Origin of the sequence: uncultured Draconibacterium sp. (assembly GCF_913063105.1) — a bacterium.
In the GTDB taxonomy this organism is placed as follows: Bacteria; Bacteroidota; Bacteroidia; order Bacteroidales; family Prolixibacteraceae; genus Draconibacterium.
Genome location: NZ_CAJXYQ010000019.1, coordinates 85,984 through 97,094, shown reverse-complemented (window position 1 = coordinate 97,094; position 11,111 = coordinate 85,984). Strand labels below are relative to the sequence as shown.

Genomic DNA, 11,111 nt, shown 5'->3' with positions numbered 1-11,111 from the left:
TGTAATTCCACACGCAAATTTCGTGTCCGCTATTGCTAATGGGGTTATAAGGCGATTTTTTATACGGTCCTTTTGGATTATCGGCAATGGCAACCCCCTGGCGAATCTGACGTCCTCCCCAGGTAATTTCTTCCCCCATTTGTTCGCCTTTGTAGTACAAATAAAATTTGCCATTGTAGGGTAAAATACAAGGGTCGTGAACTTTGTGACTATCAAAATCACCTTTCTTAATCACTTTATGGCGGTTATCTTCTTCCCCCTCCCAAATACCGTTATCTGCCGGGCTTAAAATCGGTTCATCCGATTTTGTCCACGGGCCGTATGGCGAGTCAGCCCATGCCAGGCCAACCTGGTTTTTAACGCGAACATTATAGGGCGATTTTACGGTTTGGTAGCACAAGTAATACTTGCCCTCCCATTCCATTATTTCAACCGTAAAAACAGAACGGTCGTCGTAAGCGCCTTTTTCACCACGGGTAACTGCCGGGCCTTGTTCGTCCCAGGTAATTCCATCTTCCGAAGTGGCATACCAAATGTCGCATCGGTCCCACGGAAAAACTTTTTCATTTTCAATATCGCCGGCAAAACCATCAACTTTACCGGTACTGCGCGAGTACCAGCAAAAATATTTTCCATCGTATTTAATCAACGAACTGGGGTCGCGACGCACCACGCCTTCTTCATAGGCAAAATCTCCTTTTAAATCAAACACTTCATACTCGATAAACCAACTGTTATCTCGCATGGGCCATTGTAAAGCGCGTTTTGATGCAGCACTTAGCGAATCGCGATTAGTAATTCCGTAAAAATCAATTATCTCATCTGAAATATCCTGGAAGTTATCCGAACAGTCCGGTTTTTCATTCACTGAAGTGCATGAGGTATAAAGAATAATGAATAGTAATAAAAATCGAGTTAAGTTTTTCATCATTGTTGATTTAATTTTATTGCTTTGATGACAAACTTATAGAATTACAGTGTTCTGAAAGGGCGGTAAATAAAGCTCTAAATGGGGCGTAAATGATTATAACTTGCAAAAAAACATGCAAAAACCATTATTACACAGCTGGTTTGCAGATGTAATAAAATTAAATTTTTAATTATACGCTATGTTTCTTCTTAAACAGGCGCTCGTTTCTTCGTTCGTTAAAACACCCGCAATGGTATTCCAGCACCTGGTCTATTTCATTCTCAGAAGCTTCTTTGGTTGCGAAAAAATAGTTATCAAGAACAGTCTCTTTTCTTCTTTTATTCAAAGGACAATCTGTTGTTGATTTATCTAATGGACATCTGCAAAGAAGGTGAAAGAAAGTCCAGCGGTTTTGATTAAGTTCTAACATCAGCTATTTTTAATATGATGAACGAATTTAAGCTCAATTTGTAAAACAATCCCAGTCCAAGCTTCCTATTTGTCATAAGAAAATCCTTAAATTCTGTCAGCAATTTTCCCTCAATCCGACTACAGTAGCTGTATTTAACCATCCATTTGCTATCATAAATTGGCTATTGTAGTCCGTTATTTTTATAAAAGGCACATCATTTTCTAAAAACCATCTTATTGCACATAAACCTTAAACTTCCATTTTGACATTAAAAAATAACTAAACTGATAATTTGTTGAAACGTGCACGAAAGTTAGGCAACATGGCTTACTTCCTATATTTACGACCTGTTTATATATCATAAAAGAATGACCGGTAAAACAATATCTGTTTTTCATTGATTAAATCAAAAATCAGTGAATATTTAATACTCTAAACAACAATACATTAACTTAAAGTGGTGTAGAAAAGCCGCCTAAAATTTGCAAATACCAAAGCTTACACCTACATTTGAATTGTACAAAACGAGTTCATTGAGAGAGAAAAAATATTTTCCGCATTGATCTATAAATTGGTAAACTCAACAGAAAAAATTAAACCGAGTAAGCTCTTTATGGTTGCTAAAGCAGGCCTTGTAGTTCCGTTTATCGGAATGAGTCTTCGGACCGATGGAAGTTTGATCAGCCGGGCGCTCAAATCCTGTTATACAGGGGTTTTACACAATGGATTAGTGCGGATTTTTTTTGTCCTTACCTGAACTTCCTTACAAACATTAACAACATTATTAACACGCTACAAAAAACTGCCAAACGTGCTACAAAATCACCATGTAGTGTATAAAAAGTCAGTTTTTCATTTTTATTTATCTGGCCCGAAATCACTGCTTCTTCCCACCAATTAGTTGCTTGCAACACCTCGCCGCGCTGCGATATAAAACAAGATGTACCGGTATTGGCTGCGCGCGCAATACTGCGCCGGGTTTCAACAGCACGTAACTGCGAAAACAATAAATGTTGTTTATAACCACGCGAGTTTTTCCACCAGCCATCGTTAGTAATAACAAAAATTACCTGCGCTCCTTTTTGCACATAGCTGGCAACATAAGCGCCAAAAACCGATTCAAAACAAATTACAGGAGCTACCCAAATTCCTGACTTTGATATAAAGTTTTTAGCTTCGTTTTGTCGCCCCAATGTTCCAGCTGTTCCTCCAATATCAATAAAACTATTTTTTAAACCCGAAAATAGATTCTGGTAGGGCACTTTTTCAACACCGGCCACCAGTTTTGATTTGTGGTAGATTTGCGTCTCTCCGGCTTTGTTCAACTGTAGTGCTGTATTAAACCTGTCGTACACCAGGCCATTTGCGGTACGTGCTGTTGTCGTGTACTCCTTTGGTTCCTTATAAACTTTATACGAAGAAATGCCAAATACCATTTCTGCTTTATCATACTGCTTTAAAAATAACTGCAGGCGCAGCAAAAACGAATTTGATCTAAACTCATCAATATTCCACAATGTTTGATGTTCGAAAATTGTTTCCGGTGCGAGAATAAAGTCGGTTGCCCCGTTGGTTTGCTCTGCGGCCAAACGAATAAACTGATTAAGTTTAACCTGCTCGGCTTCCCAATCAAACTTTTCGGTATACGGATCCACATTGGGTTGAACAATGCAAACACTAACGGGGTCTATTTCCTCGTAATAGTTGTGATACATAAAAACCGACAGCAGAGCAGGAACTCCTAAAAATATCAGGAACACTGCTAACGTAATGTATTTTCTTGCAGAACTGCTTTTAAGCCTGTAATTTGTTACGAATTTGAAGAGGAATATATTTAATAATAAAATCCACAAAGTACCCCCAAAAGTTCCTGTAAACTCGTACCACTGAATTAATTGTATGTTGGTAGCCAAAATACTGCCAAGCTGTAAGCAGGGCCATTCAACATCCCAGTTAAATTGCAGATATTCAAAAGCTATCCATAAAGAAATTAGTGCGATGTAGCCAAGCGAAGCAGAAAATTTTCGATGAATAGTGTGAGCCAACCACCACACACTAGCCATTAAAAAAGCATTAAATACCATCGCAGCACCAACACCTGCTAGCGAAACCTTTGTCATCCACCACGAAGCCAGCACATTCCAGATTACTGCCGACAAAAAAACGTGCCCCCAAAATGAAACCGGGGGAAAACCTGCTTTAAATTTGACAAAGTAATTCTCGAGATAAAGCAGGGGAACAAAAGCAAAAAAAAGCATCCATCCGGGGAAACCCAGCCAGGGCAAACTAAGAAGCACGCCACTGCTTACAGAAAGTATACACCGGTGAAACCGTTTCATAGCCGCTGGTATTTAAAGCAAATCAGCGTAAACTGCCTTTTTATTGTTTTTGGATTTTTCGAAAACAAAATCAATTTTTCCAACAACGAGCCCCCCCCACCAGGCCTGGTTAATTATAACGGGATTTCCAAGCTTATTCTTTTCTTCCAGCGGTTTTTCCAAATAGGTGTGGGTATGTCCGCCGATAATTAAATCGGTAAACGAGGTGTTTGCGGCCAAATCCATATCACTTACTTTATTATCGCGATAACGTAAGCCCAGGTGCGAAAGGCAAATAACCAAATCACATTTTTTATCGTTTTTCAGAAAAGATTCCATTTCCCGGGCCACTTCTAAGGGATTGTTGTATACGGTTTCTCCGTAGTTTTTCTTTCCAACGAGATTATTAAGTTCAATACCAATACCATAAAGGCCAATCTTTATTCCTGACTTTCTGAAAATTTTGTAGCGCGGGAAACTGCCTTTCAAAATAGTATCCGAAAAATCGTAATTCGAACTAATTATCGGAAATCCGGCATTTGGCAGCGGATCTTTAATCCCTTCAAGGCCATTATCAAATTCGTGATTACCAATTGTTCCTGCATCGTAACCTGCCTGGCTCATTACTTTAAGCATTAGCTCTCCTTTAAAGTAATTAAAATACGGGGTACCCTGAAACATATCTCCGGCATCGAGCAGCAAGGTATTCGGATTTTTTTGCTTTTGAATGGAAGCTAAGCGGGCAATTCGGGCCAGTCCTCCTTTATTCTGGTAACGCTCACTGGTTCCGGTAAATGGTTCAATGTGGCAATGAATATCGTTGGTGTGCAAAATAGAGATGCTGGTAAAATCGTCGTGGGCAAAAAGATCGTAAGGTACTGCACCAAGGCTAATACCTGCGGTTCCTGCCGCTATATTTTTAATAAACCGTCTTCTATTCATAACTGATTCTCCCATCCAGTTTCGGTGTAACATTTTTATTGGCCGCTGTATGTTCTTCCAAATAGTCAATAATTACATCCCGAATTTTTACTTCGCTGTTAATAAAACCAAGGTTCTGTTGCAGCGATTCTAGTCCGTCGCCACCTGCTGCAACATAGTCGTTGGTTACCAGCCAATAGCTTTTATTATAGTCCAATTTCTCTCCTCCTATTTTAACGTTGGTAGCCTGTTCGTTTGCAATTTTCATTTGCACTCCACTAACACTACCACCACCACCTTTAGCTATATAATGCAGAAATTTGTGCATTTGTTCGCCTTCGAGTAGTAAAAAAACCATTTGATTCTCAAAAGGCATAAGTTCAAAAATATTACCAACGGTAATTTCTCCGGCAGGCAAACCCGATCGAATTCCTCCGTAATTAAAAAACGAAACAGAGGGCTCAACCTCTAATTGTTCATTTTTAGCCACTTTAGCCCCCTGCTCCAGCAAAACATCTCCCAGAAAATTGGTTAGTAAACTTTCCGGTTTGCCTTTTCTTAATTCTGTTTCCGAGGTGGCTATAACACGATTCATGTCTTTTTCGAGAATTTTTTTGTACGGTGCGTAAAGCTTTACAATAGTGCTATCAATGCCGCCAATTTCCTCTGACACCGAAATATTGCTTATTTCATAACTTTTTTGAACAATCGGCGTTTTACATGAAATGATGAATAAAGTGCAAGTTATTAACAACAGATAGCTGATAGTTTGTCGCATAAATAAATTATTGTTTTTATCGTTAATTCTATTTTAGCATTATAGTTGTTCAATTGAAACAAAACAGAATCGATGATGTTCGTGTCAAACTTACATATAAAATTAGTTGTCAAATATTTTTTTATATGTTTTTTCGTAATTATTGCATTTCCCTTAATTAATAGTGCCCAAACAAAAGAAGTAGTTGCTTTAAAAGGCGATGGAATTTATCGGCTACTAACGCGCTACGGATTGTCGTCGGCAGCATACATGGATGATTTTATTGCGTTAAACAAGGCCAACCTCGGCAAAAACAACACTTTACTTGCAGGCGTAAAATATAAACTTCCCGATTCAGCTGAAGCATCGCAGACCGGCGGTGGAAGCCCAACAGAAACAAAGGCCACCGGAAAAACTGTTCATTACGATATTTTTGGCAGTAATTATGCCGATGTTGAGATTAAAAGTAACGACCTTAAAGGAGCCGTATATTACCTCGTTGGGGGCCATGGTGGCCCCGACCCCGGTGCTGTTGGGAAATACAATGGTTACTACGTTTACGAAGACGAATATGCATACGACGTTACCTTGCGATTGGCCCGCAGACTTATTGAAGAAGGTGCCACTGTTTACCTTATTACCCGCGATAAGAACGATGGCATACGTGATGCTGTTAGTTTGAAAGCCGATAAAGACGAGGTTTGTTATCCGAATAGTACCATTCCGTTAAACCACGTAAAAAGGCTTCGTCAACGCACTGATGCTGTCAATCAGCTCTACAAAAAACACAAAGGTTCCTTTCAACGGATGATTGCCGTGCATATTGACTCGCGAAGCAAAAAAGAAAATATCGACATCTTTTTTTACCATGACAAACGGAGTAAAACAGGGAAAAAAGCTTCAGAAATACTTCGTGATACCATTGAGAAAAAATACCGCGAACATCAACCCAACCGGGGATACACAGGCACAGTATCATCAAGAAATTTATATGTTGTGCGCAATACCTGGCCAACAGCTATTTTTATCGAATTGGGCAACATGAACCACCAACGCGATGTAAAACGCCTGGTTATTCCCGATAACCGTCAGGCTGTAGCCAACTGGCTGGCTCTGGGATTAATAAGCGATTTCAGAACAAATAAATAACACTCACTTTCCCCCGCTCAACTTAAACTCCAACCGTTTGTTATGCTTGTGTGAAACAAGAACAAATGACGATATTATTTGATGGCGTTTGCAAGCTTTGCAATTCGGCGGTTGATTTTATACTGGAAAAAGCGCAAGGAGATAACTTTACACTCATCACCCTACAATCGAAGGAGGGACAAGAATTACTCGACAGTTACGATTTACCAAAAACCTTAGATTCTGTAGTTCTGATTAAAAACCACTCGGTTTTTACAGCATCCGATGCATTTTTAGAAATTTGCAAACAGCTAAAAGCCCCATGGAAATGGCTGACTGTATTTAGAATTATTCCTAAAACGTGGCGCAATGCCGTGTATAGGCAAATAGCTGACAAACGTTACAAATGGTTTGGAAAAAGAACCAGTTGCCGTAGTTTTTAGAAATCGAAATCACCGTTTTCAAAGTCACGATATAGTTTCGACAAGTCGCCCAACCATTTACTAATTCGCTTTATGGCTTCCAGTGTGTCAACCGAAATTTCTTTTTGTTGCATTTTTAGCAGCAGAAAACCATAAACTGCAGTAATTCCAAGGTCAACATCATTTTTAGCTTCCGGATTTTTTTCTTTTAACTCAGTTATCAGCCCCGAAACAGTTTTGAATGTTTGAACGTACATTCCATCTTTTGAAGTCTCCATCAGTTTCAAATGAAAATCGTTCACATCAGCAACCAGGTTGCTAAGAAACTGAAGATGACCATTTTCCCGGATCTGCTCTTTATCCATCATAAGCACCAGATTGGCATACCAGTCGGTAATGGCCGCCTTTGTTTTATCATCAGCTTTGTAGCTGGAAACTAATCGCTCTTCAATTAATTCCATATCCATTTTAAAAGCCCTGATCATGTCTTCAATTTGGTACAAATACAGGATGTATTCGGCAATATTCTCTTTTCGTTTTTGTTTTGCTATCAACATAACTATTGTTTTATTTTTCTATCGCGTAAGGTAAAAGTAGAAAGTTAAGCAAAGCAGCAGTAGTATTCAAAAATCCAGTACCAAGAATCCAGCATCCCACAACAAATTCCTTTTCACAGCTTCCGTCCTTCAATCCTTCAAACTTCAATCTCACCACTCAAAAAAGTCGTCTAAATCGCGCCGATCTTTTTTGGTTGGACGGCCAGTGCCTTTTTCCCGAACACTCCAACGCATGTGTTTTTGCATTTCAAGTATTTCGGTTTCCTCCGGTGGCGTTACATCTTCCATAAAATCGGCAACCAGTTTGGCTCCCATTCTTTTACCAGACAGCGCCAGCACTTTAAAGCTTTTTGTAATGGGCGATTTCCGAACTTTAATAATCTCGCCAATCTGAACTTCGCGTGAGGCTTTTACAATTGATTCTCCGATTGTAACATGCCCTTTTTTGCACGCTTCAGTAGCCTGGCTCCGTGTTTTAAAAATGCGCACTGCCCACAACCACTTATCTATTCGGACCCCCTGTGCCATTTATTTTTTGTTATGAAAGTTCATGGTTCGGTCGACACCGATTGTACCAAAGCTTTTTATAATTTCTATTGAATCGTCAATTTTAAAAGGCAACTCTTTTAGTTCCTCTTTACTCCATTCACCAAGCACATAATTTACCTGCTGGCCTTTGTAAAAGTCGTCGCCAATGCCAAAGCGCAGGCGGGCATAATCGTTACGTCCCAGTACCTGGTTGATATTTTCGAGTCCGTTATGTCCGCCGGCACCTCCTTTTGCACGCACCCTTAGGGTTCCGAATGGCAAGGCCAAATCATCTACCAAAACCAACATATTTTTCATGTCGATTTTCTCTTTCTGTAACCAGTAATTTACAGCCCTGCCACTCAGGTTCATGTAGGTTGTTGGTTTCAACAAAATAAACGTACGGCCTTTAAACTTATATTCGGCCACAAATCCATAACGCTTATCGTTAAAACTAATATTGGACGCCTCTGCGAGTGCGTCCAATATTTGAAAGCCAATATTATGGCGAGTATTTTTGTATTCCGGACCAATATTACCGAGTCCGGCAATTAAGTACTTCATACGATTCGGTTTTTAATTCTGATATCGTATAAAATTCGCTCCATTTGACATGAAGCGTATTTCACAGAATTTATTCTTCAGCTGATTCCGGAGCTTCTTCTCCTCCTTCATCTTCTTCATCTGTTGCAACACCAGCGGCAGATTTTGCAGCCCTTGTAATAGCTACACTAACTACAACGTTCGATTTGGCATCAAGCAACTCAACACCGTCAATATTTAAATCGCCAACTTTAATACCTTGTGCAATATCCAGATTCGAAACATCCACTTTAATAGCATCAGGCAAGTTGCTTGCCAGTGCTTTTACACGCAAACGTCGTAGGTTGGTATTTAATTTACCACCTTTTCGTAAACCTTTTGCGTAGCCTTCAATTTTAACCGGAACATCAACTTTAATTGCTTTATCATCGCTGATAGCCAAAAAGTCAACATGCAGTACAAGTTCGTCTACCGGATGCCACTGTATATCCTGCATAATTGCTTTGTATACTGTACCATCAATATCAAGATCGATAAGGTAAACATTTGGCGTATAAACTAATTGTCGAAGTTCAGAAAAAGGAACGGCAAAGTGAATTGGTTGCTCACCACCGTATAATACTGCAGGAGCTTTTTCTTCCTGACGAAGTTTTTTTGAATCTTTTTTTCCGAGAGATGATCTTAACTCTCCTTTTACTACTACTGATTTCATTTTTAATAATTTACGTTAATAATTATGGTACTCAGTCCTCCCTTCCTGTGGGTCGGGCAAACAGCATGCACATTATTAATGCCTCTGCTTATGGAAAAAGCGGTGCAAAAATATAAATTATTTGTAATATAACGAACTTATTGACTGATTTTTATATACTCTACGTATAGCTTCGCCAAAAGCTTCTGCTGTTGAAATGTATTTTATTTTATCGCAGCCGGTTTTGGGTTTTATTGAGTCGGTAAAATATACTTCTTCCAGCTCCGATTTTTCAATTCGCTCCAATGCCGGCCCTGAAAGTACACTATGCGCTGCAAAGGCTCTTACGCTACGGGCTCCTTCTTTTTTCATGAGGTTAGCAGCTTTGGTAATTGTGCCGGCGGTATCAATCATATCGTCAACAATTATTACATCTTTATTTTCAACATCACCAATCACAGTCATATTTCCAACTTCATTCGGTCGTGCTCGTGTTTTGTGACAAATTACAATACCGGTATTTAGCATTTTTGCGTAGGTATTGGCCCTTTTCGTTCCACCCACGTCCGGCGAGGCAATCACCACATTGTCAAGCCCCATTTTCTCGATAAATGGAACGAATAGTGTTGAAGCATATAAATGGTCAACCGGCATATTGAAAAACCCCTGAATCTGGTCGGCATGCAGATCCATGGTTATCAGCCTGTCGATTCCTGCTACCGAAAGAAGGTCGGCAACCAGCTTGGCCCCAATTGAAACCCTTGGTTTATCCTTACGATCTTGTCGGGCATAACCAAAATAAGGAATCACGGCGATAACCTTATATGCACTCGCACGTTTTGCTGCGTCAACCATCAACAACAGTTCCATAAGATTATCTGCCGTGGGAGGGGTTGACTGAACGATAAAAACATGTGAACCACGAATGGTTTCTTCGTAGCAGGGCTCAAATTCGCCATCGGCAAAAACCGGGCACGACGAATGTCCCAAATCCACATCCAGGCTATCGCAGATTTTTTCAGTTAGGTATCGGGTTGCTCGTCCGGTAAAAATTTTAAGTGGGTGATTTTTCATCTCCATTTATTTTTTTTTTGAATTGTGTTCTTTTTGACCTGTTGTTTGGGAGTAGACAAGACACACACATGCAAGAGCATTAAAGCGAAAAAACAATGACAAAGCTTTGCAGTTCAGCATAGTGGATGTATTGAATGTATTAGATATGCTGCAAAGTTAACAACTTTACAGGTATCTTAACAATTTGTTGTTTTATTTACTTTATTCAAGGCTAAAATTCTACTCTCCCCTGTTCACACTTTCTATAAAATTCAGAATATCTTCTTTTCCTGTTTCTTTTGCCGATGACGATATAAAATATCCAGGCATTGTTTCCCAGGTTTCAAACATTTTCTGCTCGTAGGCTTTTAAGTTTGATTCTAACTCTGTAGGTTTTAGTTTATCCGTTTTTGTAAAAATAATATTGAAAGGGATTTCGCTGATTCCCAGCCATTCCATAAAATCGAGATCGGCTTTTTGTGCCTCATGACGCGAATCGATAAGCACAAAGAGGCAATACAGATTCTCTCGTTTAAGAATGTAGTTTTTAAGCATGCGCTCCCACTTCAACCGTTCATTTTTTGGCACCTGGGCATAACCATAGCCGGGCAAGTCAACCAGGTACCACTCTTTATTTATCAGAAAATGGTTAATTAAACGCGTTTTTCCGGGTTTGCCTGATATTTTGGCCAACGATTTTTTGTTGGTGAGCATATTTATTAAAGATGATTTGCCCACATTAGAGCGACCAATGAAAGCATACTCCGGTTTATTGGGTGCCGGACATTTATCAACTTCAGTATTGCTCATCACAAACTGAGCTTCTTTTATCTCCATAAAAGACAAGTTTTAAATTGATTTCTTAAGGTAA

13 protein-coding genes are annotated in these 11,111 nt (G+C 39.5%); 2 read left to right on the top strand and 11 right to left on the bottom strand.

The window, feature by feature from the left end; translation table 11 throughout:
- The 5 genes from QZ574_RS16395 to QZ574_RS16375 form a co-directional block, all read right to left on the bottom strand.
- Positions 1 to 931 (bottom strand): hypothetical protein (locus QZ574_RS16395; protein WP_297091514.1); only part of this gene is annotated, 931 nt, incomplete at its 3' end.
- Between the two features lie 169 nt (positions 932 to 1,100).
- Complete coding sequence (locus QZ574_RS16390) at positions 1,101 to 1,256, bottom strand: hypothetical protein (RefSeq protein WP_297091512.1); 156 nt, start codon at positions 1,254 to 1,256, stop codon at positions 1,101 to 1,103.
- Between the two features lie 815 nt (positions 1,257 to 2,071).
- Positions 2,072 to 3,661 (bottom strand): apolipoprotein N-acyltransferase, encoded by a 1,590-nt coding sequence (gene lnt, locus QZ574_RS16385; protein ID WP_297091510.1) that lies wholly within the window; start codon positions 3,659 to 3,661, stop codon positions 2,072 to 2,074.
- Between the two features lie 12 nt (positions 3,662 to 3,673).
- The gene (locus tag QZ574_RS16380) at positions 3,674 to 4,615 is read right to left on the bottom strand and encodes a metallophosphatase (RefSeq protein ID WP_297091508.1); all 942 of its coding nucleotides are present in this window, start codon (positions 4,613 to 4,615) and stop codon (positions 3,674 to 3,676) included.
- Positions 4,575 to 5,234: a 5'-nucleotidase C-terminal domain-containing protein gene (locus tag QZ574_RS16375; RefSeq protein WP_297091504.1), complete on the bottom strand. Its 660-nt coding sequence runs from the start codon at positions 5,232 to 5,234 to the stop codon at positions 4,575 to 4,577. The genes QZ574_RS16380 and QZ574_RS16375 overlap by 41 nt, the downstream gene beginning before the upstream one ends.
- Before the next feature lie 177 nt (positions 5,235 to 5,411).
- Between QZ574_RS16375 and QZ574_RS16370 the strand changes: the two genes are divergently transcribed.
- Together QZ574_RS16370 and QZ574_RS16365 are read left to right on the top strand one after the other, a co-directional pair.
- Entirely contained in the window at positions 5,412 to 6,467 is a 1,056-nt protein-coding gene (locus QZ574_RS16370; RefSeq protein ID WP_297091502.1) for an N-acetylmuramoyl-L-alanine amidase, read from the top strand.
- 65 nt (positions 6,468 to 6,532) lie between these two features.
- Positions 6,533 to 6,889: a DCC1-like thiol-disulfide oxidoreductase family protein gene (locus tag QZ574_RS16365; protein WP_297091500.1), complete on the top strand. Its 357-nt coding sequence runs from the start codon at positions 6,533 to 6,535 to the stop codon at positions 6,887 to 6,889.
- Here QZ574_RS16365 and QZ574_RS16360 read toward each other — a convergent pair.
- The 6 genes from QZ574_RS16360 to yihA form a co-directional block, all read right to left on the bottom strand.
- Positions 6,886 to 7,425, bottom strand: coding sequence for a DUF4924 family protein (locus tag QZ574_RS16360; RefSeq protein ID WP_297091498.1), 540 nt, complete (start codon positions 7,423 to 7,425; stop codon positions 6,886 to 6,888). The genes QZ574_RS16365 and QZ574_RS16360 overlap by 4 nt on opposite strands.
- 150 nt (positions 7,426 to 7,575) lie before the next feature.
- Entirely contained in the window at positions 7,576 to 7,953 is a 378-nt protein-coding gene (locus tag QZ574_RS16355; RefSeq protein ID WP_297091496.1) for an RNA-binding S4 domain-containing protein, read from the bottom strand.
- Positions 7,954 to 8,517, bottom strand: a complete 564-nt coding sequence (gene pth, locus QZ574_RS16350; RefSeq protein WP_297091494.1) for an aminoacyl-tRNA hydrolase — start codon at positions 8,515 to 8,517, stop codon at positions 7,954 to 7,956.
- A gap of 70 nt (positions 8,518 to 8,587) precedes the next feature.
- Positions 8,588 to 9,208 (bottom strand): 50S ribosomal protein L25/general stress protein Ctc, encoded by a 621-nt coding sequence (locus tag QZ574_RS16345; RefSeq protein WP_297091492.1) that lies wholly within the window; start codon positions 9,206 to 9,208, stop codon positions 8,588 to 8,590.
- 117 nt (positions 9,209 to 9,325) lie between these two features.
- The gene (locus QZ574_RS16340) at positions 9,326 to 10,267 is read right to left on the bottom strand and encodes a ribose-phosphate pyrophosphokinase (protein WP_297091490.1); all 942 of its coding nucleotides are present in this window, start codon (positions 10,265 to 10,267) and stop codon (positions 9,326 to 9,328) included.
- Positions 10,268 to 10,480: 213 nt separating this feature from the next.
- Complete coding sequence (gene yihA, locus QZ574_RS16335; protein ID WP_297091488.1) at positions 10,481 to 11,077, bottom strand: ribosome biogenesis GTP-binding protein YihA/YsxC; 597 nt, start codon at positions 11,075 to 11,077, stop codon at positions 10,481 to 10,483.
- Positions 11,078 to 11,111: the final 34 nt, after the last annotated feature.

What these genes read in the sequence shown, in the direction of transcription:
- QZ574_RS16355 (WP_297091496.1), bottom strand. Translation starts at nt 7,953, where the DNA reads ATGGCACAGGGGGTCCGAATAGATAAGTGGTTGTGGGCAGTGCGCATT.
- yihA (WP_297091488.1), bottom strand. Translation starts at nt 11,077, where the DNA reads ATGGAGATAAAAGAAGCTCAGTTTGTGATGAGCAATACTGAAGTTGAT.
- pth (WP_297091494.1), bottom strand. Translation starts at nt 8,517, where the DNA reads ATGAAGTACTTAATTGCCGGACTCGGTAATATTGGTCCGGAATACAAA.
- QZ574_RS16360 (WP_297091498.1), bottom strand. Translation starts at nt 7,425, where the DNA reads ATGTTGATAGCAAAACAAAAACGAAAAGAGAATATTGCCGAATACATC.
- QZ574_RS16365 (WP_297091500.1), top strand. Translation starts at nt 6,533, where the DNA reads ATGACGATATTATTTGATGGCGTTTGCAAGCTTTGCAATTCGGCGGTT.
- lnt (WP_297091510.1), bottom strand. Translation starts at nt 3,661, where the DNA reads ATGAAACGGTTTCACCGGTGTATACTTTCTGTAAGCAGTGGCGTGCTT.
- QZ574_RS16380 (WP_297091508.1), bottom strand. Translation starts at nt 4,615, where the DNA reads ATGTTACACCGAAACTGGATGGGAGAATCAGTTATGAATAGAAGACGG.
- QZ574_RS16370 (WP_297091502.1), top strand. Translation starts at nt 5,412, where the DNA reads ATGATGTTCGTGTCAAACTTACATATAAAATTAGTTGTCAAATATTTT.
- QZ574_RS16345 (WP_297091492.1), bottom strand. Translation starts at nt 9,208, where the DNA reads ATGAAATCAGTAGTAGTAAAAGGAGAGTTAAGATCATCTCTCGGAAAA.
- QZ574_RS16340 (WP_297091490.1), bottom strand. Translation starts at nt 10,267, where the DNA reads ATGGAGATGAAAAATCACCCACTTAAAATTTTTACCGGACGAGCAACC.